Annotated in this window: 20 protein-coding genes, 1 pseudogene and 1 riboswitch; of the genes and pseudogenes, 7 read left to right on the top strand and 14 right to left on the bottom strand. The window is 60.7% G+C overall.

The window, feature by feature from the left end; translation table 11 throughout:
- Nucleotides 1-23: 23 nt before the first annotated feature.
- From folP to ACR3E4_RS14655, 7 genes are all read right to left on the bottom strand, one after another.
- Nucleotides 24-1,022 carry a dihydropteroate synthase gene (gene folP / locus ACR3E4_RS14685; protein ID WP_480533040.1) on the bottom strand — a complete coding sequence of 333 codons (999 nt, stop codon included), beginning with the start codon at nt 1,020-1,022 and terminating at the stop codon, nt 24-26.
- On the bottom strand, nt 1,019-1,939 hold the full coding sequence (locus ACR3E4_RS14680) for a dihydroneopterin aldolase (protein ID WP_480533042.1): 921 nt from the start codon (nt 1,937-1,939) through the stop codon (nt 1,019-1,021). The genes folP and ACR3E4_RS14680 overlap by 4 nt, the downstream gene beginning before the upstream one ends.
- A 139-nt stretch (nt 1,940-2,078) precedes the next feature.
- On the bottom strand, nt 2,079-2,717 hold the full coding sequence (locus tag ACR3E4_RS14675; protein ID WP_480533044.1) for a cell wall hydrolase: 639 nt from the start codon (nt 2,715-2,717) through the stop codon (nt 2,079-2,081).
- 186 nt (nt 2,718-2,903) lie between these two features.
- The gene (locus ACR3E4_RS14670; protein WP_480533046.1) at nt 2,904-5,465 is read right to left on the bottom strand and encodes a putative PEP-binding protein; all 2,562 of its coding nucleotides are present in this window, start codon (nt 5,463-5,465) and stop codon (nt 2,904-2,906) included.
- A gap of 36 nt (nt 5,466-5,501) precedes the next feature.
- Entirely contained in the window at nt 5,502-7,721 is a 2,220-nt protein-coding gene (gene glyS, locus ACR3E4_RS14665; protein ID WP_480533048.1) for a glycine--tRNA ligase subunit beta, read from the bottom strand.
- Nucleotides 7,722-7,730: 9 nt separating this feature from the next.
- On the bottom strand, nt 7,731-8,939 hold the full coding sequence (gltS, locus tag ACR3E4_RS14660) for a sodium/glutamate symporter (protein ID WP_480533050.1): 1,209 nt from the start codon (nt 8,937-8,939) through the stop codon (nt 7,731-7,733).
- A 5-nt stretch (nt 8,940-8,944) separates the two neighbouring features.
- Nucleotides 8,945-9,466, bottom strand: coding sequence for a DUF6446 family protein (locus tag ACR3E4_RS14655; RefSeq protein WP_480533052.1), 522 nt, complete (start codon nt 9,464-9,466; stop codon nt 8,945-8,947).
- A 78-nt stretch (nt 9,467-9,544) separates the two neighbouring features.
- On the opposite strand from ACR3E4_RS14655, the gene ACR3E4_RS14650 reads away from it, so the two are divergent.
- Complete coding sequence (locus tag ACR3E4_RS14650) at nt 9,545-10,177, top strand: MarC family protein (protein ID WP_480533054.1); 633 nt, start codon at nt 9,545-9,547, stop codon at nt 10,175-10,177.
- Between the two features lie 8 nt (nt 10,178-10,185).
- Here the strand turns inward: ACR3E4_RS14650 and ACR3E4_RS14645 are convergent, their stop codons facing one another.
- Nucleotides 10,186-11,115 (bottom strand): glycine--tRNA ligase subunit alpha, encoded by a 930-nt coding sequence (locus ACR3E4_RS14645; protein WP_480533055.1) that lies wholly within the window; start codon nt 11,113-11,115, stop codon nt 10,186-10,188.
- A gap of 195 nt (nt 11,116-11,310) precedes the next feature.
- Between ACR3E4_RS14645 and ACR3E4_RS14640 the strand changes: the two genes are divergently transcribed.
- Nucleotides 11,311-13,050 carry a serine protease gene (locus ACR3E4_RS14640; RefSeq protein WP_480533056.1) on the top strand — a complete coding sequence of 580 codons (1,740 nt, stop codon included), beginning with the start codon at nt 11,311-11,313 and terminating at the stop codon, nt 13,048-13,050.
- 80 nt (nt 13,051-13,130) lie between these two features.
- Here ACR3E4_RS14640 and ACR3E4_RS14635 read toward each other — a convergent pair whose 3' ends face one another.
- The 4 genes from ACR3E4_RS14635 to metZ all read right to left on the bottom strand — a co-directional run bounded on the left by ACR3E4_RS14635 (nt 13,131) and on the right by metZ (nt 18,087).
- Nucleotides 13,131-14,579 carry a TrkH family potassium uptake protein gene (locus tag ACR3E4_RS14635; RefSeq protein ID WP_480533057.1) on the bottom strand — a complete coding sequence of 483 codons (1,449 nt, stop codon included), beginning with the start codon at nt 14,577-14,579 and terminating at the stop codon, nt 13,131-13,133.
- A gap of 51 nt (nt 14,580-14,630) precedes the next feature.
- Nucleotides 14,631-15,329, bottom strand: coding sequence for a hypothetical protein (locus ACR3E4_RS14630; RefSeq protein ID WP_480533058.1), 699 nt, complete (start codon nt 15,327-15,329; stop codon nt 14,631-14,633).
- 282 nt (nt 15,330-15,611) lie between these two features.
- On the bottom strand, nt 15,612-16,715 hold the full coding sequence (folE2, locus tag ACR3E4_RS14625) for a GTP cyclohydrolase FolE2 (protein WP_480533060.1): 1,104 nt from the start codon (nt 16,713-16,715) through the stop codon (nt 15,612-15,614).
- A gap of 181 nt (nt 16,716-16,896) precedes the next feature.
- Nucleotides 16,897-18,087, bottom strand: a complete 1,191-nt coding sequence (gene metZ, locus ACR3E4_RS14620; protein WP_480533062.1) for an O-succinylhomoserine sulfhydrylase — start codon at nt 18,085-18,087, stop codon at nt 16,897-16,899.
- Nucleotides 18,088-18,150: 63 nt separating this feature from the next.
- Nucleotides 18,151-18,228, bottom strand: a riboswitch (SAM riboswitch).
- Nucleotides 18,229-18,357: 129 nt separating this feature from the next.
- Between metZ and ACR3E4_RS14615 the strand changes: the two genes are divergently transcribed.
- Entirely contained in the window at nt 18,358-19,047 is a 690-nt protein-coding gene (locus ACR3E4_RS14615; protein WP_480533064.1) for a glutathione S-transferase N-terminal domain-containing protein, read from the top strand.
- Nucleotides 19,048-19,102: 55 nt separating this feature from the next.
- A complete protein-coding gene (locus ACR3E4_RS14610; protein ID WP_480533066.1) occupies nt 19,103-19,912 on the top strand; it encodes a hypothetical protein in 810 nt (269 codons plus the stop codon).
- Here the strand turns inward: ACR3E4_RS14610 and ACR3E4_RS14605 are convergent.
- Nucleotides 19,836-20,326, bottom strand: a pseudogene (locus ACR3E4_RS14605) (OB-fold nucleic acid binding domain-containing protein). The gene ACR3E4_RS14610 and the pseudogene ACR3E4_RS14605 sit on opposite strands and share 77 nt — an antisense overlap.
- A gap of 108 nt (nt 20,327-20,434) precedes the next feature.
- Between ACR3E4_RS14605 and ACR3E4_RS14600 the strand changes: the two are divergent.
- Both ACR3E4_RS14600 and ACR3E4_RS14595 read left to right on the top strand, forming a co-directional pair.
- A complete protein-coding gene (locus ACR3E4_RS14600) occupies nt 20,435-20,758 on the top strand; it encodes a 2Fe-2S iron-sulfur cluster-binding protein (RefSeq protein ID WP_480533068.1) in 324 nt (107 codons plus the stop codon).
- Nucleotides 20,758-21,570, top strand: coding sequence for an FG-GAP repeat domain-containing protein (locus ACR3E4_RS14595; protein ID WP_480533070.1), 813 nt, complete (start codon nt 20,758-20,760; stop codon nt 21,568-21,570). The genes ACR3E4_RS14600 and ACR3E4_RS14595 overlap by 1 nt, the downstream gene beginning before the upstream one ends.
- A gap of 96 nt (nt 21,571-21,666) precedes the next feature.
- On the opposite strand, the gene purD is transcribed toward ACR3E4_RS14595, so the two are convergent.
- Complete coding sequence (gene purD / locus ACR3E4_RS14590; protein WP_480533072.1) at nt 21,667-22,929, bottom strand: phosphoribosylamine--glycine ligase; 1,263 nt, start codon at nt 22,927-22,929, stop codon at nt 21,667-21,669.
- Nucleotides 22,930-23,004: 75 nt separating this feature from the next.
- On the opposite strand from purD, the gene xseA reads away from it, so the two are divergent.
- The gene (gene xseA / locus ACR3E4_RS14585) at nt 23,005-24,495 is read left to right on the top strand and encodes an exodeoxyribonuclease VII large subunit (RefSeq protein WP_480533074.1); all 1,491 of its coding nucleotides are present in this window, start codon (nt 23,005-23,007) and stop codon (nt 24,493-24,495) included.

Here is a 24,495-nt window from a genome sequence, read left to right as displayed (position 1 = left end):
CCTGAAAATTCCTGGTGCCCGGATTACCGGACGGTGGCCCACAGACGCAAGGCCTGAGCGGTCTCGGCCACGTCGTGAACGCGTATAACTTGCACGCCCTGAGACAATCCTGCCAGAGCAACCGCGATTGATCCCGGCGCACGGGCATCTTTGCGCGGCTCTTTGCCGATCTCGCCGATGATCCCCTTGCGCGACACGCCCAGCAGGATCGGACAGCCGAGACCATGGAACAGGCTGAGATTGCGCAACAGCGTCAGGTTGTGATCGGTGGTTTTGCCAAACCCGATGCCGGGATCGACCAGGATCAGATCCCGGCTGAGGCCAAGACCTTCCAGATGTGCGATCTGCGCTTCAAGAAAGTCAAACACGTCCAGAAGCACGTCGTCATATTGCGGATCATCCTGCATCGTCGCCGGATCACCTTGCATGTGCATCACACAGACTGGCGCGCTGATCCCGACACAAAACGGAGCAAGCAGCGGATCGAAGGTAAAGCCCGACACATCATTGATCAGCCCTGCCCCCGCCGCGTGCGCCGCCCTTGCGACGCTGGCCTTGCGCGTGTCGATCGAGATCAGCGCATCGGTCTCGGCCCGGATTGCTGCGATCAGGGGCTCGGTACGGGCGATCTCTTCCTCAGCAGGTACGAAATCGGCGCCGGGGCGGGTGGATTCTCCGCCGATGTCCAGAATGCTGGCCCCGTGGCCCACCATCTCGGCAGCGGCTGCGCGGGCCGCGTCAACCGAGTTGTGCAAACCCCCGTCCGAGAAGCTGTCGGGCGTGGCATTCAGAATGCCCATGATCTGCGGCTGCGCCATGTCCAGCCCGGCAATGGGCGCGCGTGGACGGGTGAGATACTCCATGTATGTACCTGGAATATCTTTGATTTTCACAATCTGTGAGGATTTGCCACGCTGCAGCATTTCAGCCTGCGTAAACCACAGCGACTGACCTGCCAGCGACGCGGCGCCTGACGGGCGCACAGGCCCGTGCTGAACAAGCGGACGGTAATAGACAGTCACAACTGCGCCTGATCCACCGGAACGGCACGCAGTGGCGTTTTCGGGGCTTCGGGCAGTTCGCCGCCAATCACCAACATCTCGCTGGCCTCGAAGGTCGCGGCGAACCAGGCCGCCAATGCGACCGCGTCCGACGGTGCCGCCGAGGGGCCATCCACCGCATCCAGCACGATCTTGGACGGGGCCCAAACACAAATCTGGCCGTTTTTCATCGCCCAATCCAGTTCGGTCCGGGTCGAAACGACAACACAACGATGATCACGCGCTGCCAGAACCCAGGCGTTCTGCTCGATGGCCAGCAGGTCGATCCGGCGCTGGGTCATCGCGTGGCCGGTCTGCGGTACATCCAGATCCGCGGCCCCGACGCACAGGATCAGCGGGCGCTGCCGGTTCTCAAGCTGGTCAATCCAGCCGGTCAGATTGCCCGACACAATCGCTTCGTTCGACAGGAAAACCAGCCGGGGGTGAGGCCGCTGTTCTTCGGTCACATCATGATGCATCGCATCTTTGCCGCGCACGATCTCGACCCCAAGCGCACCGGGCCCACGATCCAGTTTTTCAATGCGAACAAAGGCTCTTACAGCCTGAGGCTCAAGCAAAATACGTTCCGCCACGCGGTCGGCCAACGTCTCCAGCAGGTTCAGCCGTTCGGCCGCCAGTTCGAACGCAATGGCTTCGGTCACCCGGTCATAGGACAGGATGCGATCCACATCATCGTCGATGGGATCGGTCAGCGGGCGTACCTCGACCACAATGTTGAAACAGATGCGCTGGGTGGTGCCGCGCTCGGCCTGAAAGGCCCCGATCTCGACCTCGACGATATGGTCCCGCAACGAGATACGATCCAGCGGCCCGCGTGAAGCGGTCGCTTCGGACCGTTCAGACGGATGCGCGAACGCAAGGCGAATTTCAGAGCTCATCTGATGGACCTTCTCGGACTTGGTGGGCTGATCAACCCAATTTACGTGATGAGCGGGCATATAGCACCGCAGCAAACGCCATTCCAGCCATCGAATGCGGCGTCAGGCGATCCCGGCAAGGGACCACCTGCGCCAACATTTACTTGCTCGCGGTCCGATAATTGTGCCTGTAGAAAATATGTACGCCGATCCGGGCCGTTTCTTTGTAAACCCGTGCCCAGGACGGGCGCACCGCTTTGGTGTGATAATGCGTCGCCCCCGAGGTCATCTCTTCGGCGACTCCGTCAATTGCGGCGCGGGCCACTTTGGACACGCGCTCGTAGGCGCGTTTTTCGTGGATAACTTCTTTCTGGCCGTCGCAGGTATAGGTGAACTGGCACTGATACCGCTTTCCGGTGCCCTGCTTGATCACTCCACACAGTGTATCCGGGAAACGGCCGCTTTCGACACGGTTCAGGATCACCTCGGCAACCGCGAACTGGCCGCGCACACTTTCACCGCGCGCCTCGAAATACAGCGCCTCGGCCAGACAGCGGAAATTTTCATCTCCGGTCGCCTTGGGCTGCTTGTCCAGCCAATCCTTGGTATAGGAAATTTCAATCTTTTCCGGCGCCTGGCGCGGCTGGAACAGCTTCAGGTAGTCGCGGAAACTCTGTCCTGGCAACTCGTTACGGGCAACCAGTTGATCAGATGTATCGACGCGCGCTTTCTCAGCGTACGCCAAACTTGGCAGCAAGGCTGCGGCCCCCACGGCAACAGCCAATATGTAGCGTCTCATCAGATAACCTCGCACAGGCACATACGCGCCTAACCCTCCCCCGGCGGGCGCGACGAGGCTAATACCCTACCAAGGGGCAGACGTCCAGTATTCTTAAGAAGGCAAGAAAAAAACCGCCCACGCCGCCAATATTCATCGACAGCGGAACGTTTCCTACGCCACTATTTCTAGGTAGGAGACAGTTAGTCAACCCCCAAGTTTGGACGAAATCGCCAGTTGAGCGGCAGACAGCCGAGCGACGGGCACCCGGAAGGGTGAGCAGGACACATAGTCAAACCCAAGCGCCCGGCAGATGGCGATTGATTCGGGATTGCCACCATGCTCACCGCAGACAGAAAGTGTAACGTCTGGTTGAGCTTGACGCCCGCGTTCAGCCCCAAGTTTCAGCAATTCGCCCACCCCGTCCGCATCCAGAACGTGAAATGGATCTTCGCCAAACACGCCTAGGCGGACATATGCCGACATGAACCGACCCGCATCATCGCGGGACAAACCATAGGTCATCTGGGTCAGGTCATTGGTCCCGAAGCTCAGAAAAGCCGTATGTGGCGCGATCTCATCCGCGCGCAGACAGGCCCGGGGCGTTTCGACCATGACGCCCAGACGATACTCCAGCTCCTGCCCGCGCTCCGAGGCCACCTCGGCCGCGACCGCATCGATGCGGGCCTTGACCAGTTCCACCTCGCGATTGGCCGAGACCAGCGGGATCATCACCTCTGGCACCACGGGATCGCCGTCCTTCGAGGCCTCCAGCGTCGCCTCGAAGATCGCGCGCGCCTGCATGTCGTAGATTTCCGGCACGGTAACGCCCAGCCGGACACCGCGCAGCCCCAGCATGGGGTTGTATTCGCTCATGGCCGCCACCCGGCGTTCGACATCCGAGACCGGAATGTCCAGCGCCTCGGCCACTTCGCGCTGACCGCTGCGGGTCGTTGGCAGGAACTCGTGCAACGGCGGGTCGAACAGGCGGATACAGACCGGCTGCCCCTCCATGATGCGGAACAGCTGCACGAAATCCTGCCGTTGCATCGGCAGCAGACGTTCCAGCACCGCAGCCCGGCCCGAGGGCGTCTGGGCAAAGATCATCTCGCGCATCACGGTCAGACGACCGGGATCAAAGAACATATGCTCGGTCCGGCAAAGGCCGATGCCCTCTGCCTGAAAATTCCGCGCGGTCTGCGCGTCGGCGGGCGTATCGGCATTGGCGCGGATGGCGATGTCACGCTCGGCATCGGCCCAACCCATCAGCGTCTGAAAACAATCGTCCAAAGCGGCTTCGAGCATTGCGGGCTCTCCGACCAGCACTTGCCCCGAGGTTCCGTCGATGGTCAGAACATCCCCGGTCTTGAACACACGCCCGTCCGGGGCCGTCAGTTGCCGTTTCTTGGTCTGAAACCGCATCTCGGACGCGCCAACAATACAAGGCAGGCCCAGGCCCCGGCCAATCACGGCAGCATGGCTGGTGATGCCGCCCTTTTCCGTCAGCACCGCGACAGCGGCGTGCATGCCGCGCACATCCTCGGGCGAGGTTTCGCGGCGCACCAGAATACACGGCTCGCCCCGCGCCGCGCTGGCCTGCGCCTCGGCGGCGGTAAACACGATCCGGCCCGTTGCCGCGCCGGGGCTGGCCGGGATACCGTTGGCCAGCACGTCACGTTCAGCCTCGGGGTGGACCTGACGGTGCAGAAGTTCGTTCAGCGAGTGCGGGTCGATCCGCATCACCGCCTCTTGCTGTGGGATGATCCCGTCTTCGGCCAGCCGCACCGCGATCCGCATTCCCGCACGCGAACCGCGCTGCACCCGTACGCCGTCCAGAATATGCACGTCGCCATTCTGAACTACAAACTCGACCTGCATCTCTTCGCGCAGCTTTTCCCGCATCAGCGCGGCGTGCGCCTTGAGATCGGCAAAGGCCTCGGGCGCCACATCTTCAAGCGATTGCCCGCGTTCATCTTTTTCCAGATAGAGCGCCGAGACCCCCTCACCCAACGCATCGCGTCCCTGGCTCTGGCTCAGATAACGGCCGGTGATCTGGGGCATCCCCGTCGCCGGGTCGATCAACTGCAACACGCCCGAGCCGCATTCGCCCTGCCCGACGCCCGGGATCATCTCTTGTATGACCAACCCCAGCCCGGCATCTGCCGGCGCGCCCTTGGCCTGCCGCAACAGCCGGGCCGAGGTCCCGTCCCACGCCCGCGCCATCGACCGCAGCACACCGATCAGCTGCTCGCCCCGGTCCTGAGGAAACGCCTCGTCGGTTTCATCCTCATAGGCGCGCAAGGACAGGCTCAGCCCTTCGCGCCCATCCGCTTCGATATCATCAAAAACATCCGGGTCCAGACGCGCCACATGGAGGGCATAGCTTTGCACGAACCGCCGATAAAGCGCCGCTGCCGCATCACGCCCCATATCCGACGACAGGTCCAGATAGCGCGCATCGTTCATGCCGATGTTCAGAACCGCCCCCGGACCGCCCCAGTCGGGATCCTCGGAACTGGGCCGTACACACAACAGCGCCTCGGCGTCGAATTGTTCCAGAATGGCCGCGAGATCGGGCACCTGCCCTTCGGCGATTTGCTGCACCGCGTCAAAGGACAGCGCCACGGTACGCGGCACCGGCATATCCAGCCGGACCAGCCGTTGCAGGCATTTCGCCCGTCCGCCATGGGTATTGGCGGCAACGGGCGCTTTCGATGTGATAAGCGTGGTATGCGGATTATTCTGCACTGCGGCACCTTTTGGTTTCACCGCAGCATAAGCCCCTGCGCCTTTGGCGCAAGGGCGTTATCCTTCGATCAGGCTCAGATCGGCCACGCTGGAGCAGACCTTGCGGATCTGGCTCAGCAGGTTCAGACGGTTGCGGCGCAGGATGTCATTGTCGGTGTTGACCTGCACATCCTCAAAGAACGCATCCACCGGCGCGCGCAGAGCGGCCATGGCCGCCATCGCCGTGGGGAAATCCTCAGCCTTCAACGCGGAATCGATCTTGGCCTCTGCCGCGTCGAGCGCAGCAAACAGTGCTTTTTCGCTGTCGGTCTCGGCAAATTTTACATCCGCGCCATAGGAGTATTCGACTCCATCCTTCTCTTCCGCCTGAGACAGGATGTTGTTGGCGCGCTTGAACCCTTGCACGAGGTTCTCGCCATCCTCGGTCGCAATTACCGCGTTCAGAGCACGGGCGCGTTTGACCAGCAGGTTGAGGTCGTCATTGCCCTCCATCGCGATACAGGCGTCGATGATGTCGTGGCGGATACCCTCGTCGCGGAGGAAGACTTTGAGGCGGTCGTGGAAGAAGGAGAGGAGGTTTGCGATCAAACCTGCTTCGTCTGCTTGCGCGCCAGCTCCAAAGCGTAAACGGTTCCCAATCTCCGTCGCTTCAACTGCAAGCTCTGCGAAACGCTTTGAATTAGCTTCGTTTTCACTAACGTTGCCGCTCGCGTTCAAATGTCGTTGCTCCGCCATATTGGCGTGTACACGTGCAAATCGAAGAGGATTCAGCAACCGTTCCCTCAACCTGAAAACAACTTCATTTTCGAGGCTCAAGCGAATAACCCCCAACGCCGCGCGACGCAGGGCAAACGGGTCTTTCGAGCCGGTTGGTTTCTCATCAATCGCCCAGAACCCGGTCAAGGTATCCAGCTTGTCGGCCAGCGCCACGGTCACCGACAGCGGCGCGGTCGGCACGTCGTCTGACGGCCCCAGCGGCGAGTAATGCTCTTGCGCCACAGCCGCAACGGCAGCATCTTCGCCAGCCGCTTCGATATAATACCGCCCCATAAGCCCCTGTAGTTCAGGGAATTCATAGACCATCTCAGAACTCAGATCAGCCTTGGCCAAACGCGCGGCTTTCTCAGCCTGACCCGCATCCGCTCCGACCACCGGGGCCAGTTCTCGGGCCAGCGCGGCGATACGGTCGATGCGTTCCGCCTGAGTGCCCAGCTTGTTGTGGAAAGTCACATTCTCCAACGCGCGGGTCCATTGGGCGATGTCCGATTTGGCAACGCGCAGGTCGTTCTCCCAGAAGAATTTGGCATCGGCCAGACGCGCCGACAGCACCTTCTGATTCCCCGCAAGAATGGTCGCGCCGTTGTCGGTGGTTTCCCGGTTGGCGACGGTGATGAAGCGTTCGATCCGGCCCGTTTTGGGGTTCTTCACGGAAAAGAACTTCTGATGCTCCTTCATCGAGGTCTGCAGCACCTCGGGCGGCAGTTCCAAAAATTCTTCGTCGATCTGCCCCATCAGCACTACGGGCCATTCGACCAGACCGGCCACCTCGGCCAGCAGACCCTTGTCGTCAACCACTTCCAGACCGGCGGCAAAGGCCATGTTCTGGGCGTCATTCCAGATATGCTCGGCGCGCTCTTCGGGCGACAGCACCACAAAGGCGCGCTTCAGCTTGGCGGCATAATCCTCGAAAGAGGTGACAGAAAACCGGTTTGGGGCCATGAAACGGTGCCCCTCGGTGGTGTCGCCGGATGTGATGCCTTCGACCTCAAGCGGCACGACCTGCGCGCCTGCCTCATCACTCAGGATACACAGGATCGAATGCAGAGGCCGCACCCACCGCATCGACCCACTGCCCCAGCGCATCGACTTGGGCCAAGGGAAATTGCGGATTGTGGCGTCCAGCACCTCGGCAATGATCTCAGCCGCCGGGCGCCCTGCCTTTTCGATGGTGGCAAAATAGACCGCGCCTTTGGGCGTCTCACGCTCTTCCAACTGATCGCGGGTCAGGCCCGCGCCACGTAGAAAGCCTTCGATGGCCTTGTCCGGCGCACCGACCTTGGGGCCTTTGCGTTCCTCGCGGATGGTGGGGCTTTCTGCCAATAACCCTTCGACGGCCAGTGTCAGGCGGCGCGGCGTAGTCAGAGCGGCGGCGTGGGCGTAGGTCAGACCAGCCTCGACCAGACCGTCGGTGATCCGCTTTTTCAGGTCTTCCCCGGCGCGGGCTTGCATGCGCGCGGGGATCTCTTCGGAAAACAGTTCGATCAGCAGGTCGGGCATAGTCGGTCCTTAGAAATTCACAATCGCCTGAATGACGATGGCATTGGCGATATCCACGAAGAAGGCGGATACAAGGGGCAGCACGATAAAGGCAATAGGCGATGGGCCATATCGCTTGGTCACAGCGGTCATATTTGCAATCGCGGTCGGGGTTGCGCCCAAAGCGAAGCCGCCAAAACCGGCGGCCAGCACGGCAGCGCGGTAATTCGCACCCATCAGCGGGAACAGGACCCACAGCACGAACACCACCGCGAACAGGGTCTGGGCGGTCATGATCACCGCTATCGCCAGGCCAAGCTCGGCAATGGTCCACAATTGCAGGCTCATCAGCGACATCGCCAGAAATGCCCCCAGCGCAAATTCCGAGATCAGCGCCAGCGACGGCGTGCGCGCAACCGGCTTTGCGTTTGGTGCCAGCATGGCGCGCAGGTTGGCGATCACGATGCCCATGATCAGGCAAGGCACAAACAGCGGCAGTTTCAGCCCTGCGGCGCTGATGGCCTCGCTCAGGACCGCCCCTGAAATGATCGCAAGGTTGAGATACAGCAAAACCCGCATGACCGTCAGATGATCGATTTTGGACTTCGGCGCATCCTCGTTGGGCAGACCGACCGTATGTTCTTCATCGGGCCTATCGGGGCTGAGCTTGCGCCCTTCGATCAACAGCCGCGCAATCGGCCCCCCGATCAGAGCGGCCAGCACAAGGCCCAAGGTGGCAACCGCCACGCCCAGCTCGGTCGCGCCATTCAGCCCGGTGGCGGCAGAAACCTCGGGCGCCCAGGCGATGGCAGTACCATGACCGCCGATCAGCGCGGCAGAGCCAAACAGAACACCCGCCTGCGCCGGATAGCCGAACAAAACCGCCCCTGCGGCACCGATCACATTCTGCGCGACGATGGTTAATAGTGTCAAAATCAGAAGCAACAGCAATGGCTTGCCGCCCGCAATCAAATCCGATAGCCGGGCGTTCAGCCCGATGCCTGCGAAAAACAGCACCAGCAGGAAATCCCGCGCAGTCAGGCCAAAGGACAATTCTATACCAAAGGCCAGATACAACAGCAGGACGACCAGCGAGGCCAGCAGCCCTCCGGTCACCGGTTCTGGAATGTTGAAGCTGCGCAGCGTGGCGACACGGGCGTTGATCTCGGCCCCCAGCAAATAGACCGCAAAGCCCAGCGTGGCGGTCATGAAATCCGGGATATCAACGACCGACGTCATCTATGTTACTCCTGCGGTCTGGGCGGGCATTCCTCGCCCACTACCGTGCCGTCATAGGCTTTTTCACCGCAATTGTTCAACGCGTGCCAGGCATAGCCCTTGCCGTCCTGCGTGACGGCCACGATGCGGTCTACGCCATAATGGATGTTCTTCGCGCCCATAAAGGCCCGCGCCTGCCCCGATTTCAGCGCATCCGCCAGCGCGATAGCGTCGTAGCAATCGAACCATCCCGGCGCGGTCAGCGGTTCAGGGCTATCTACCGCGACGAATCCCGCCATCTGTTCCGGCGTCAGATCGGTTTCAAAACAGGCCCGGTACCGGATCGGAGAGCTGTCAGCATCAATCGCCTGAAACGCGGAATAGCTGATTGGTTCCGGTGTATCGGACCCTGCCGCCAGCAGCACGACATCTTCACCCGGCCTCGGCTCGACTTCATAGTAGAACCCGTAAACCTGCAGATAATACATGCTTCCACCCGCCAGCAGGGCAGAAAACAGAAGGATCAACGCCAGAAGCTTTCCGGTCATTGTTTACGCAGCCTCTTTCATGTTCCGGGAAAATCGTTCAGGTTTCATATCGTTACGGGCAGATTTAAGGCGAATAACATGGAAACCACCGTTGCCGTCGGATTTTTCGGAGCGCTGTTTGCGATCATGAACCCGATCACCAACCTGCCGGTGTTTCTGAGCGTCACCCAGGACCTGCCCGCCGCCGATCAGCGCAAAGTCGCGCTGAAAACGGCGCTTTATTGTCTGATCCTCGGAGGCGCTTTTGCCTCGGTCGGCAGCCAGACATTGGGCCTGTTTGGCATCAGCGTCGACCATCTGCGTGTCGCGGGCGGTCTGGTCGTGCTGATGATCGGCCTGAACATGCTGAACGGCAACGAAAGCAGCTCGCATCACGGCACTGACGGGGAAAAGCAATCCTACCCCGCGCCCGAAACGGTCGCGTTCTATCCGCTGGCCTTTCCCATTCTGGTCGGCCCCGGCACGATCACGACGCTGATCCTCTATGCCCACCACATCAAAACTCCGGTCGAAGCCATTGCTTATGCAGGAGTATTTCTGATCGTCGTCGCCCTGTTGTTGATCACATTCTGGAACGCAGCCTGGCTGGCCGAACGGCTGTCGGCCAACGCCCGCGTGATCATGAGCCGGTTCATGGGCATGATCCTGTCGGCCATCGCCATCAGCATGATCGCAGACGGCCTGAAGGCGCTGTTGCCCGGTCTGGCCTAGGCGCGGCATCAGACCTCGTACCCGGCGGCCTCGGTCTGCACGAACGCATCGGCGCATTGCTTGGCCAGCGCCCGGACCCGACCGATATAGGCCTGCCGTTCGGTGACCGAGATCACCCCGCGCGCGTCCAGCAGGTTGAAGATGTGGCTGGCCTTGATGCACTGGTCATAGGCAGGATGCGCCATGATGATGCGCTTGCCGGTTTTTGGATCGTCATGCTCCTGCGCCAGAATACTGGCGCATTCGGCCTCGGCCTCTTCGAAGTGGCGCAGCAAAACCTCGGTGTTGGCCACGTCGAAATTCCAGCGGGCGTATTCTTCCTCGGTTTGTTTGAAAATGTCGCCATAGGTCAACGGACTCGGCGACTGAGGATCGTTGAACGGCATGTCCATCACGTGGTCGATGCCCAACACATACATCGCCAGACGTTCCAGCCCATAGGTCAGTTCACCCGATACCGGCGCGCAGTCATGGCCGCCGACCTGCTGGAAATAGGTGAACTGGCTGACTTCCATGCCATCGCACCAGACCTCCCAACCCAGACCCCAGGCGCCCAGAGTGGGGCTTTCCCAGTCATCCTCGACAAACCGGATATCGTGCAGGTCCATGTCGACGCCGATGGCCTGCAGCGATCCCAGATACAGCTCCTGCAAATCCGGCGGGCTGGGTTTGATCAGCACCTGATACTGATAGTAGTGCTGCAACCGGTTCGGGTTTTCACCATAGCGCCCGTCTGTCGGACGGCGCGAGGGCTGCACATAGGCCGCCGCCCACGCCTTGGATCCCAAGGCCCGCAAGGTGGTCGCCGGGTGGAACGTACCTGCGCCGACCTCCATGTCATAAGGCTGCAGGATGGCACAGCCTTTTGACGCCCAATAGGTCTGAAGCCGCAGGATAATCTCCTGAAATGAACGTGGTGCGCTGTTGGGTTCGGTCATGTCATTTCCCTTGGACGCCCAAGCGCCCGGTTCCGGTGGGTTCGGCCCTTCCTATGCAAGGTGCCCGAGGGCGTCAACGGCCCTCTGTCACTGCGCAGCCACACCCAGAATTCCCCGTATTCCGGGCATGGCAATCCGTCGGCGATTCCGCGTAATCTGCGCCAAAGTGAAAACACTGCATAACACGGGCAGACAATGACACGCATATTTACGGTTATTACTTTCTTTTTCCTCTTCGGCCTGCGCGCCGCCTTTGCCCAGCAGGACGCTGGCGTCTGGGTTCAGATCGAAGCGCAGCCCTCGCTGCGCGAGGCGCAGGAACGGGCGCAATCCTATGCGAACACTCTGCCCGACGTGAACGGCTTTCGCCTGAATTCCGGCTGGTATGCCATTGTTATCGGGCCCTATTTGCGCGACGACGCCGAGCAGGTTTTGCGCGTCTATCGGGCGGAACGTCAGATCCCTTCCGATAGTTTCATCGCCTTTTCCAACGCCTTGGGACAACAGTTCTGGCCCGTCGGCGCCAACATCCTGAACCGAGGCGTGGTCACGCCCCCGGTCCAGCCCGAACCCCAGCCCGAGCAGCCTCAGGCGGGTCTGACCCTGCAAGACGCGGATGAGACACGCGCTCAGGCACTGCAAGGCGAACGCCTGCTGAGCGCGCAGGAACGCCGCGACCTGCAAACTGCGCTGCAGGCGGCCGGGTTTTACAACTCGACCATCGACGGCGCGTTCGGTCAGGGCACCCGGCGGTCGATGGCTGACTGGCAGCGATTCAACGGGTTCGATGCGACCGGTGTCCTGACCACGCTGCAGCGCAAAAACCTGATGGATGACTACAACGCGCCGCTGCTCAGCGCCGGAATGGCGCGGTATTCCGACCCACAGGCCGGGATCGAGATGGATATGCCGCTGGGCGTTCTGGCCTTCGACCGCTACGAGGCTCCGTTTACCCATTTCAAACCCACCTCCGATCTGGGGGCCAAGGCCCTGTTGATCTCACAGGAAGGCTCTCCGGCAACTCTGCGCGCACTGTATCAGGTGATGCAATCGCTTGAGATCGTCCCGCTTGATGGTGAACGCGCCCTGCGCGGCAACAGCTTCACCATCGAAGGGCGCGGCAAAGGCATGGTTTCGTTCACCCAAGCGGCGTTGAAAGACGGCAAGATCAAGGGTTTCACTCTGGTCTGGCCCGACGGCGATGACGCCCGCCGCGCTCGGGTTCTGGCCGCGATGCGCGCCAGCTTCACCACCAATGATGCGGTCCTGGACGCCGGTGCCGGGGCGGATGCCGAACAGCGCATCGATCTGATGTCGGGCCTGCAGATTCGCAAACCCCGCCTGTCGCGGTCGGGCTTCTTTGCCGATACCAATGGAACGGTGCTGACCGTCACCGAGGCCGCCGAAAACTGCACCCGCATCACCCTGGACGGCGATCAGGAGGTTCAGGTTGCGTGGCAGGACGCCGATCTGGGTGTGGCCGTTCTGCGACCGAGCCAGAATTTGGCTCCGATCAGCGTTGCCGAATTCCGTCCCGATCAGCCACGCATTCAGTCACAGGTCGCCGTTTCCGGCTTTTCCTACGAAGGCGCGCTAGGTGCCCCAACCCTGACCTTTGGCGAGATCGCCGATATCCGCGGCCTGAACGGCGAAGCCGGCGTCAATCGCCTCGCATTGGCGGCTCAGCCAGGAGACGCGGGCGGGCCGGTCTTTGACGACAGCGGCAGCGTCGTGGGCATGCTGCTGCCCACCCCGTCCGACGGGCGCACCCTGCCCGGTTCGGTCAGCCTTGCCGCCAATGTGGACCGCCTGACCGAGGTTCTGACCAAGGCAGGCATCTCGGGACAGCCTGCGCAAGCCACGGCCCGAATCTCACCCAATGAGCTGAGCCGCCGCGCCAACGGGATGACCGTTCTGGTTCACTGCTGGGACTGAACTCTCAAGACCAACAAAATGGCGCTGCATCCGGGTGTGGCGCCTTTTTTTGTGGGGCTGCGGGAGAAAGGGCGCAGGCACTACCCGCGCCAGAACTGAACCGTGAAAATGGCGTAGACTGCCAGCAGCTCCAGCCGCCCCACCAGCATACCGATGATCAACAGCCACTTGGCGCTGTCGTTCAGACCGGCGAAATTCCCTGCCGGGCCGATCTGGTCACCTAGCCCTGGCCCCACATTGGCCAGCGCCGTTGCGGCCCCCGACACCGATGTGATGAAATCCAGCCCGGTCAGCGCCAGCGCCCAGGACAGCACCCCCAACGACAGCACGAAGAACATGAAGAAACTCATAACCGAGGTCAGAACGTCCCGGCCAATCGCCCGCCCGTCATAGCGCGGCATGAACACCCCATGAGGAGAGCGGATGCGGCGGATCTGGGTTTTGATCGACGCAAACAGCAACTGATAGCGGAACACCTTGATCGAACACGCGGTCGAGCCCGCGCAGCCGCCGATCAGCCCGATCAGGAAAAACAGCATGATCGGGAAACTGCCCCAGCCCATATAGTCGACGCTCGCATACCCGGTGCCCGAGATGATCGATGTGATGTTGAACAACGACTCGCGGAACGCCTGCTCCCAATGGTGCGGAAAGACCGAGGTCAGGAACACCGACATGATCACCACCAGAACCGCGATGGTCGCCAGAAACGCCCTGATCTGGCTGTCTTTCCACAGCGAGCATGTGTGGCCGTTGGCCAGTTGCACATAGCGTACGAAAGGCAGCGCCGCGAGGATCATGAAGACGGCGGCGGCATATTCCGTCGGCCCCGAAAAGCGCGCGAATGAGCTGTCGTAATTCGAAAACCCACCGGTGGCGATCGTGGTCATGGAATGTACGACCGCATCGAAGAAGTTCATGCCGAACCCGGCATAGACCAATGCGCAGACCACGGTAAGAAACACGTAGATCAGCGAAATCTGCCCCGCAATCTCCTGCGCGCGGGGCAGGATTTTCCCCATTGTCTCAAACCCTTCCGAGCGAAAGATCTGCATGCCGCCAACGCGCAGTTCAGGCAGGAACACCATGGCGACGACGATGATGCCGATACCGCCAAGCCATTGCAGTACACCGCGCCACAGCAGCAGGCCCTGAGGCAACTCATCCAGGCCCGAGATCACGGTCGAGCCGGTTGTGGTCAGGCCCGACATCGCTTCGAAATAGGCATCAACAAAGCGCAGCTCGGTCTCGCCGAACAGAAACGGGATGGCGCCGAATACGGGCAGCGCCACCCAGACACCCGAGGTCAGCAAAAAGGTCTGACGAATGGTCAGCCCCTCGCCCACTCCGTTCGAGCAGCTCATCGCAAGAACACTGCCGGTCAGCAACGTAATGACCGCGCTTTCAAGGAAAACGTGCCACTCGCCCCGCCCTTCGATCATGTCGGCAAGCATCGGCAGCAGCATGGTCGCCCCAAGAATGGCGACCAGCAGGCCAATCACATATCCAACCGGGCGAAGATCCATCATGACGGGCAGCGTTGGCGCGCCAGCCCGACGGTGTCAAGCAGATGATCCGCCTTAGGTGTCGGATTTCGCGCTCGTGGTCGGCATCGCAGGCGGTTTCGACGGCGCGCGGGTGCGGCGTGCGGCAGGCGCGACCTGCTCTGCCGCTTCCGCGACGGCGGGTTTCTGAGACGCTGCCTTTACCGGCGCGGGGTTAGCCGTAACCGGATTGGCCGCTGCGGGTTTGGCAGCGGCAGGCTTGGCCGGTGCTGACTGCGCCGCTTTTGCGGTTGGCTTGGGCGTGGTCGCAGGCTTTGGCGCAGGCTTGGCAGCCACTGTGGACTTCATCGCGGCAACGGCCTTGGCCTCGGTCGAAACGGGTTTGGCGGCAGTCTTCGCCGGGGCCACCTTTGCCGCAGGTTTCGCTGCCGGAGCGGGTTTGGCGACCACAGACTTCGTCTTCGGAGCCACTTTCGCCTTCGGTGCAGCCTTGGGTTTCGCAGCAACCTTGGGTTTGGCAACCGCCTTCGGCCTCGCAGCCGCATTTGGCTTGGCAACCGGTTTCGCGGGCGCCGCCGCCTGTTTGCGCGGTGCTGCCTGGCGCGCTGCCAAGGCCGATGCCTGGCTCGCGGTCATCCCCTGCAGGGGGACCATCGGAAATTCAAACGCCGCGCGGGTCATGATCTGCATGACCTCCATCTGGCTGGCTATGGCGTATCCGGCCACACGAATGGCCGCTGCCTGAAACTCAAGCGGTTGAGAAATCGGGTTCATTTTAAGTCTCTCCTCATAGAACCGAGGCAGATGGAAGTAGAGTAACGCGCCCTGCCCGCCCGATTTGTTCGGTCGGGTTTGTTGTTTCGCAGTCCAAGGCGTCGCACGTCCCGGCTTCCTTTCGGGCTGCACTCCCCTTGAAATTGCGGGCGTGCAGCAGCTGCACTCGGGCGCAGTCTAACGCGAATCAGGAAGCGGATGCAGCATTTCTTGCTGCATTGCGGCAATAATGCGCCAATGCGGAATTTTTGATCACTATTCCAGAAGTTTACGCGGGGTCAATCAGCCAACATGGAACAGCGTGGTGAACAAACGCGGGTCCAGACTGGCGGAATCAAAGGTCGAGCCCTCGGTCAGAATCGACACCGCATCATGGCTGTGCAGGCTCTCCTGATGGCTTGCGATCACACGGAAATCGCCGACGTGATGATCGGCCCGCAGCTCGGCGCAGAACAAACGCGCGGCGTCCTCGACAAAGATCGGATTGGCCGCGTTCAGTTCGGCAAAGGCCTGTTCATCCTCGCGCTTGACCATCACCTGCGTCTCGGTTGGCACCGCCCGGCGGCACAGCGCAATCAGATCCTCGAACCACAGACAGTCGGCATTGCGATCCACCACGACAGAGATTCGCGCCACCGAGCGCTGCGAATGCGGCGTCGCCAGTTGCCCGCGCGTGGCGCGCGCATGTTCGCTCAGTTCCAGCGAACAGGGGCAGGTCGAAGAATAGACATAGTCCAGATGCATGATCTTCAGACGCTCGCCGCCGCGTTCAACCAGTTCCATGGCGATGTCATAATACTGATAACCCGACAGGCCCGAGCGCAGGCTTTCGATCCGGTCCGGATAGGAAAACCGCATCTGAATCCGCGCATCCAGACTGTCCAGATCGGACATATAGTCGTTCAGCGCCGCCTCCATCACCTCGAAACTGAAGGTGCGCTCGGCATGTTTGTAGAAGGACCGCATGATCCGGGACATGTTGATGCCCTTCTTCTCAGCCTCCAGGCTGACCGAGCCGGTCACCGAGGTCTCAAGCGTCAGGTCGGCACCGTCCTTGCGATGGAACCGGATCGGCAGGCGGAAATTCGAGATGCCGACATGCTGTATCTGCTGCTTTGACCCACGGATCAGGCTGGACGGACCGTTTTGCAGATCCGGCAAGGTCGCTTTATAGGCCGCATCAGCCTCGAACCCTTCGGGATACTCGCGCGACAGGGCCGGATAATTCGTCGGCAAAAGACCGGGAACAAGCTGCGCCACCGCCGGATCAAGCTGGCTGATTTCAGCAGCCGAGGCGTTTTTCGCCCATTCGCGCAGCAGCTTCAGCGCCGCAGCGGCCTGATCTTGATCAGGTGTCTCGTTGATATCGCGCGGATGAATGTTCATTGGCACGGGTCCCTTGCTAGGCCGACGTTTATATACGACCGAGGTTTAATTACCAGTCCGGAACGATACGCGCGCAATAGCATCCTGGATGGGAATCAGTGGCAAAAAACCGTCATTTTTCGACTGAAAACGCCGGATCAGGCGGATCAATACCGCCTGACCATGGATTAGGGCCGTGTCTTCAGGCCTGCGACGCCGCCAGCGCGCGCTCGATATCCGCCAGCAGATCGCCCGCGTCCTCAAGCCCCACGGACAGGCGGATCAGGCCCGGCGTGATGCCAAGCTCATCGCGCTGCTCTTCGCTCAGGCGCTGGTGCGTGGTTGTGGCGGGATGTGTCGCAATCGACTTGGCGTCGCCAAGGTTGTTCGAGATCACCGGGATCGTCAGCGCATTGAGGAACGCAAACGCAGCCGCCTTGCCACCTTTGATGTCCAGCGACAGAACCGTACCGCCCTTGCCGCCCAACTGATCCTGCACCAGCGCGTTCTGTGCATGGGTCTTCAAGCCGGGATACAGCGTCCGCTCCAGCGCCGGATGCCCCTCAAGCGTTTCGGCAATCTGCTGCGCGCTATCGGCCTGCGCATTCACGCGCAGTGCCATGGTCTCAAGCCCTTTGACCATGATCCACGCACTGAACGGGCTGAGCGCGCCGCCAGTGTGCTTCATATAAGGTTCGACTGTGCCGCGAATGAACTCTTTCGTGCCGATGATGACACCGCCCAGCGCCCGGCCCTGACCGTCGATATGTTTGGTCGCGGAATAGACAACCACATCCGCGCCCTGCGCGATGGCGCGCGAAAAGACGGGCGTGGAAAATACATTATCCACGATCACCAGCGCGCCCACCGCATGCGCCAGCAGCGCGACAGAGGTGATATCGATCACCTCAAGCGTCGGGTTGGACATGGATTCGAAGAACACTGCCTTGGTGTCGGGCCGGATCGCAGCTTTCCACTGATCCAGATCGGTGCCGTCCACGAACGTGACCTCGACGCCATAACGGGTCAGGATGTTCTCGACGATATACAGACAGGACCCGAACAGCGCCTTGGCTGAAACGATATGGTCCCCCGCTTTCAGCATCGAAGTCAGCGCGCCATTGACCGCCGCCATGCCCGAGGCGGTCGCAAACGCGTCCTCGCCCCCTTCCAGCGCCGCGATGCGCTGTTCGAACATCGACACGGTGGGGTTGCCATAACGGGCATAGATGAATTCATCCGGACCGCTTTCGATAAACCGGGCCTCGGCTTGTTCAGCGTTCTCGTAGACGAATCCCTGGGTCAGAAAGATCGCCTCGCTGACCTCGTTATACTGACTGCGACGGATGCCGCCATGGACGGCTTGGGTGCGCTTGTTCCAGCTCTCGCTCATCTCAATCCTTTCAGCCTCGCTTAGTGAGGCAAACAAAAAACCCCAGACGCGGCCAAGCGAAAGGGGTCTTTCATCCTGACCTTTTAGCGGTGTTGTTTAGCGTGGCCCGCAATCCGGTAACAAATCGCCACGTATTGGGCATGCGTTTACGCCGCGTCCCGCATTTGGTCAAGGCCCGGAAGATATCGGTCACGCTTTCGTAACACAGCCGCGCGCCCTCTTGCCGAAACGCCGGAAACCCTCATGATCCCTGCAACCTGAGGAGATATCATGATCGATCTGTATTTCTGGCCCACGCCCAACGGCTGGAAAGTGTCCATCGCTTTGGAAGAGATGGAGCTGCCCTATGACACTCACCTGATCAATATCGGCAAGGGCGACCAGTTCGACCCCGAGTTTCTGAAGATATCCCCAAACAACCGCATGCCCGCCATCGTCGATCCGGACGGTCCCGGCGGCGCGCCCGTCTCGGTCTTCGAAAGTGGCGCAATCCTGATGTACCTCGCCCGCAAGACCGGTCGGTTCTATGGCGAAACCGAACGTGACCGTATCGCGGTCGAGGAATGGCTGATGTGGCAGATGGGCGGCGTCGGCCCGATGGCCGGTCAGGCGCATCACTTCCTGAAATACGCCCCTCAACTGGACCCGCCACAAGACCTGCCTTACCCGCAAGACCGTTACCGCACCGAAGTCGGGCGTCTTTACGGCGTTCTGGATCGCCGTCTGGCCGAGAACGAATATGTCGCCGGAGACTTCTATTCCATCGCCGACATGTCAATCTGGGGCTGGGCCAGTCTGTGGGAAGGCCAGCAACAGGTGCTGGAGGACAAACCGCATTTCACCCGCTGGCTGGAAACTGTCAGCGCCCGTCCAGCCGTTCAGGCCGGGCGCGCCCTGCATACAGAGTTGCGTGGGGACCACCGGGACAAGCAGTCGCAAAGCACTTTGTTTAAGCGATGATTTTCGCTGTCCCACAATTCTTTCCGATTACTTAATAGCCTTCGTAGATCAGCACATGAATCCTAACACACCCGATTGTCTCTACCACTACACATCAATTGAAACGCTTGCTTTAATCCTCAAGCACAGGACTTTTCGTTTTTCTCAATTGAGTACGTTAAACGATCCTCTTGAAGGAAAGAATCCTGACTTCAAACTTGCAGAGAATCTCGTATTTTCGTCATCATGGAACAATTCCGCTCGTGATACGCTACCCATGTGGAGGATGTACTCAGGGCTAGACGGCGTTCGCCTTCGAATGCCGAGTGATATGTTTGTTCCCAAAAGTGAAATCTCCTTTGGCAATTGGGGTACCAAAGAAATCAATGCTGCAAAGCTGGCGCCGCCAATCCCGGCAGCTCTAAATCCGGGTCCGGATGGTAGAGTGCTCCTACACCGGTTTGAGCAAATCACTGGCCCAGATCCGGTTTCTTACGTACCACGGGAGAAAGCTGGGGATGTACCAAAGGTCTTGCAACCCTTCCACGCTGAAGGGCATGGGCCAGATAATCCTGCGATGTCAATTCAACTCGCCCATGTTGGCTTGACAAAATCTGATGATTGGGAATTTGAGAATGAGTGGCGATATCGAATTCCCTTCGCGATCACACCCGGCATTATGCATATGGATTTTTCAGAGTATTGCGCGCGGATAATACCAAAGGAAACTTACGTCGACGTGCCGTTGAGGGATGGTGTGTTCTCTGAGTTGGAAATTTTGATGGGGCCTGCCGCAAATCAAGGCGCCATTACGATTGCCGAAAGCCTGCTATCAACGTTTGCACCCGAAGCGACATTGTTAAAGAGTGCAATTGAGCTTCGATAGAGTTCGCGATCTGAGATAAGTGCCTCAATCTACCCCTCCCCCGCACCAGCACGTCCAGCAGCCCTGAAATATCCTCAATCTCTTCCGCAATCACATGGTCACCGAATGCGCCCGCTGCATCCGGCCCGTCATCCGCAACAGCCGCCCCGAGGTCACTGCGCGGCGGAATTGTTCGTAGATCGCCCGCCAGACCACCACGTTGACGATGCCCATCTCATTCTCAAGCGTGACGAAGATCACCCCCTTGGCCGTCCCCGGCCTTTGCCGCAGGATCACCTGCCCCGCCGCAGTCACCCGCGCGCCTTCGGGCGGGGTATTCAGTTGGGCGGCGGGCAGGCAGGCGGGCGTGGCCAGTCTCGGGTTGAAACGGCAAGGCGAACAGGGGCAATCAACATTGGAACAAAAATGGAACATATGGTCAGAAAGCCCAGTCGCGGCGCGATGAGTCGCAAATGAGGCTGGTCAGACCCAAATGCCTTGACTAAGGAAGGTTTCGAACATCGCAAAAGGAAGACGCAAGCAATGGCAAAGATAACCTATGTCGAGCACAGCGGTACCGAACATACAGTCGACGTCGCCAACGGGCTGACCGTTATGGAAGGCGCCCGCGACAACAACATCCCCGGCATCGAGGCCGATTGCGGCGGCGCCTGCGCCTGCTCGACCTGCCATGTCTACATCCACCCCGACTGGGTCGAGAAAATCCCGGCCAAGGACGACATGGAAGAAGACATGCTGGACTTCGCCTACGAGCCCGACCCGGCCCGTTCGCGCCTGACCTGCCAGATCAAGGTCTCAGACGCGCTGGACGGTCTGGTCGTACAGATGCCGGAAAAACAGATCTGATGCACTCCAAAGCGCCGCGTCTGCCCGCCCGCCTGTGGCAAAGTGGGACACGCGGCGCGCTTGCGGCACTGTGCTTGTGGATGGCTGGGGCTAGCGTTGCCTCGGGTGCAAACACGATCACATCGGCTCGCTACAGTGATCCAACCACACGCTATGCGCACGGCGTGCTGGGCGACGACATCGAATACGGCTCGCTCGTAATTACAGTCAACAATTCTGCCGTGGCAAAGGATAATTACACCGGTCGGGTCGAACAGATAATCGAACCCTTCTCCAAACAGCCTGTCATCACAATAAGCCTGCCTGACGACCGTGTATTCGAAGATCTCGAACCACGACTTGTCGACATCGATCAAAACGGGACAACCGAAGTTATCGTTGTTGAATCACAACAAGATACCGGCGCACAACTGGCCATCTACGACGCGCGCGGCGTCAAAATCGTCGCCACCCCACATATCGGCACCCGCAACCGCTGGCTCGCCCCAATCGGAGCCGCCGATCTCGACGGCGACGGCCATGTTGAGATCGCCTATATCGACCGCCCGCACCTCGCCAAAACCCTGCGCATCTGGCGCTACGAAAACCGAGAGCTCACCGAAATCGCCACAATCCCCGGCCTGACCAATCACAAGATCGGAGAGGATTTCATCTCAGGCGGCATACGCAAATGCGGCAAGCGCTCGGCCCTCGTCCTCGCAAGCGCCGACTGGTCCCGCGTTATCGGTGTTTTCTACAAAGACGGCTGGCAAACCACTGATCTCGGCCCACTCAGGCACCGCAAGGATCTCAGCGCAGCTCTGACCTGCTGATCCGCTCTTCATCTGGCCAAAAATATCCCGGGGAGCGCGAGGGGCAGCGCCCCTCGTACCCCCAAAAATAGAGACGGGCGCAGCCCGGCAATCAGATCACAGCGCCCGCCAACCGATGTCGCGCCGATAAAACCCTTCGGGCCAATCGATGCCCTCCACCATCGCATAGGCCCGATCCCGCGCCGCCTGCAACGTTTCCCCACGCGCGGTAACGTTCAGGACACGGCCACCCGAGGCTACAACTTGCCCGTCCACCGCCTTGGTCCCGGCGTGAAATACCATGTTGCTGCTGTCTTCCGGCAACGCATCCAGCCCAGCAATGACCGATCCCTTCTCATAGGAGCCCGGATACCCGTTCGCGGCCATCACAATTGTCATCGCATGATCATCAGCCCAGTTCACCCGCGTCTCACTCAAACGCCCTTCGGCGGCGGCATGCATCAGGTCCATGGCCTGCGCACCCAACCGCATCATCAGCACCTGACATTCTGGATCTCCAAAGCGCACGTTATATTCCACCAGCCTCGGCTGCCCCTCCTTGATCATCAGACCGGCATACAGCACCCCCTGAAACGGCATGCCGCGCCGTTTCATTTCGGCCATGGTCGGACGGATGATCTCGTCCATGGCCCGCGCCTCAATCTCGGCGCTCAGCACCGGGGCCGGGGAATATGCGCCCATGCCACCGGTGTTCAGCCCGGTATCGCCTTCGCCCACACGCTTGTGGTCCTGTGCGGTGCCGATGGATAGGATATTCTCACCGTCGCACAGCACGAACAAGGAGGCTTCTTCGCCCTCCATGAACTCTTCGATCACCACTTCGGCGCCGGCACCGCCAAAGGCACCGCCGAACATGTCATCGATGGCCTCCAGCGCGGTCTGTTCGTCCATTGCGACGATCACGCCCTTACCTGCGGCCAAGCCATCGGCCTTGACCACAATGGGTGCCCCCTGCTCGCGGATATATGCCTTGGCTGGGTCAGCCTCGGTAAACCGCGCATAAGCTGCGGTCGGCGCGTTGGCGGCGTCGCAGATTTCCTTGGTGAAGCTTTTTGACGCCTCCAATTGCGCCGCAGCCGCCGACGGGCCAAAGACCAGCACACCCGCCTCGCGCAGACGATCCGCAACACCCGCCGCCAGCGGTGCCTCGGGGCCAACGATCACGAAATCAATCGCGTTTTCCTCGGCAAAGCTGACCACCGCCCCGCCATTCTCGATATCCAGGGCCGCACAGTCGGCGATCTGAGCAATTCCGGCATTGCCCGGCGCCACGATCAGACGGTCGCATTTGGGGTTTTGCATCACCGCCCAGGCCAGACTGTGTTCGCGCCCCCCGCTGCCGAGAATAAGGATGTTCATGACTGCTCTCCGATCTGCTTGGCCTCGCCTGCGCGGCGTTCTAAGCTGGGCAGGCATTTGACACAAGGCGCTGAAATGTCCGACCTGCTAGACGACCCCATTCCCGGCCAGAATACACCCGAATACACCGTCTCGGACATATCCGGAGAGGTTAAGCGCACGCTGGAAGGAACCTTTGGCCGAATCCGCGTGCGCGGTGAGGTCGGGCGCGTATTCAAGGCGCGCTCGGGGCATTTGTATTACGACATCAAGGATGACCGGAATGTGCTGGCCTGCACCACGTGGAAAGGCCAGATCTCGGGATTGTCCGTGGTTCCCGAAGAGGGGCTGGAAGTCGTCGTCACCGGTCGCCTCACTGCCTTCGGTGCCCAGTCGAAATACAACCTGAACGTCGATGAGGTCGCCGTCGCCGGACAAGGCGCGCTGATGGCGCTGCTAGAAAAGCGCAAGAAACAGCTCGAATCCGAAGGCTTGTTCGCGGCTGAGCGCAAGAAACCCCTACCCTACCTGCCGCAGATCATCGGGGTCGTCACCTCGCCCTCTGGCGCGGTGATCCGCGACATCCTGCATCGCCTGCGCGACCGGTTCCCCCGCAAGGTGCTGATCTGGCCCGTCGCCGTACAGGGTGCGAACTGCGCCCCCGAAGTCACCCGCGCCATCGAAGGCTTCAACCAGCTCACCCCCGGCGGAGCCCTTCCCCGCCCCGACCTGATCATCGTCGCGCGCGGCGGCGGTTCGATCGAAGACCTCTGGGGCTTCAACGAAGAAAGCGTCGCCCGCGCCGCCGCGGCCTCGACCATCCCGTTGATTTCGGCCGTGGGGCATGAGACCGATACGACCCTGATCGACTATGTCTCGGACCGACGCGCGCCCACACCCACCGCCGCCGCCGAACTCGCGGTGCCCGTGCGCATGGAACTGCTGGCCTGGACCAATGAACAAGGTGCCCGCCTGTCCCGAGCCGCCACCGACGCCGTACAGCGGCGCAGCCAACGCCTGCGCGACCTCTCTCGCGCCCTGCCGCGCGCCGAGACATTGCTGGACACTCCGCGCCAACGGCTCGATCAGGTGGCCGAGCGTTTGCCCAACGCCCTGATCCGGGGTGTTCAGAACCGCCGGGTCAAACTGCTGGATACCTCGGCGCATCTGCGCCCTTCGACCCTGCGGGGACTGGTCGAAACCCGCCGCGACCGCTGGCGCAACCTGTCATCCCGTTTGTCGCTACGTCCAATTCAACGCGAGTTGGAGACCCGCCGTGAGACGCTGAACCGCCTGTCCGAACGTCTGAACACCGCCCAGACCACCCGCCTGGACCGCCTGCGCCAACAATTGGACGCCACCGACCGTTTGCGCGAAACACTCAGCTACAAGGCGACGTTGGACCGTGGCTATGCGGTTGTCCGTGCCGGGGATCAGGTTCTGACCCGCAAGGCACAGGCCGAGCAGCATACAAACCTCGAGATCGAATTCGCCGACGGCACGCTCAGCACCGGTCAGAGCGGCGCGGCCAAACCCAAGCAGCGCACGCCCAAGCCACCCGCGCCGGATCAAGGGTCTCTGTTCTGA

The sequence above is a fragment of the Ruegeria sp. AP11 genome, from assembly GCF_056535865.1.
The sequence above is the reverse complement of the archived record's forward strand: the minus strand, read 5'-3'. Positions and strand labels throughout refer to the sequence as shown.

Coding starts and splice junctions, on each gene's coding strand:
- ACR3E4_RS14680 (WP_480533042.1), bottom strand. CDS start 1,939: ATGAGCTCTGAAATTCGCCTTGCGTTCGCGCATCCGTCTGAACGGTCC.
- ACR3E4_RS14675 (WP_480533044.1), bottom strand. CDS start 2,717: ATGAGACGCTACATATTGGCTGTTGCCGTGGGGGCCGCAGCCTTGCTG.
- glyS (WP_480533048.1), bottom strand. CDS start 7,721: ATGCCCGACCTGCTGATCGAACTGTTTTCCGAAGAGATCCCCGCGCGC.
- gltS (WP_480533050.1), bottom strand. CDS start 8,939: ATGACGTCGGTCGTTGATATCCCGGATTTCATGACCGCCACGCTGGGC.
- ACR3E4_RS14655 (WP_480533052.1), bottom strand. CDS start 9,466: ATGACCGGAAAGCTTCTGGCGTTGATCCTTCTGTTTTCTGCCCTGCTG.
- ACR3E4_RS14650 (WP_480533054.1), top strand. CDS start 9,545: ATGGAAACCACCGTTGCCGTCGGATTTTTCGGAGCGCTGTTTGCGATC.
- ACR3E4_RS14645 (WP_480533055.1), bottom strand. CDS start 11,115: ATGACCGAACCCAACAGCGCACCACGTTCATTTCAGGAGATTATCCTG.
- ACR3E4_RS14640 (WP_480533056.1), top strand. CDS start 11,311: ATGACACGCATATTTACGGTTATTACTTTCTTTTTCCTCTTCGGCCTG.
- ACR3E4_RS14635 (WP_480533057.1), bottom strand. CDS start 14,579: ATGATGGATCTTCGCCCGGTTGGATATGTGATTGGCCTGCTGGTCGCC.
- ACR3E4_RS14630 (WP_480533058.1), bottom strand. CDS start 15,329: ATGAACCCGATTTCTCAACCGCTTGAGTTTCAGGCAGCGGCCATTCGT.
- folE2 (WP_480533060.1), bottom strand. CDS start 16,715: ATGAACATTCATCCGCGCGATATCAACGAGACACCTGATCAAGATCAG.
- metZ (WP_480533062.1), bottom strand. CDS start 18,087: ATGAGCGAGAGCTGGAACAAGCGCACCCAAGCCGTCCATGGCGGCATC.
- ACR3E4_RS14615 (WP_480533064.1), top strand. CDS start 18,358: ATGATCGATCTGTATTTCTGGCCCACGCCCAACGGCTGGAAAGTGTCC.
- ACR3E4_RS14610 (WP_480533066.1), top strand. CDS start 19,103: ATGAATCCTAACACACCCGATTGTCTCTACCACTACACATCAATTGAA.
- ACR3E4_RS14600 (WP_480533068.1), top strand. CDS start 20,435: ATGGCAAAGATAACCTATGTCGAGCACAGCGGTACCGAACATACAGTC.
- ACR3E4_RS14595 (WP_480533070.1), top strand. CDS start 20,758: ATGCACTCCAAAGCGCCGCGTCTGCCCGCCCGCCTGTGGCAAAGTGGG.
- purD (WP_480533072.1), bottom strand. CDS start 22,929: ATGAACATCCTTATTCTCGGCAGCGGGGGGCGCGAACACAGTCTGGCC.
- xseA (WP_480533074.1), top strand. CDS start 23,005: ATGTCCGACCTGCTAGACGACCCCATTCCCGGCCAGAATACACCCGAA.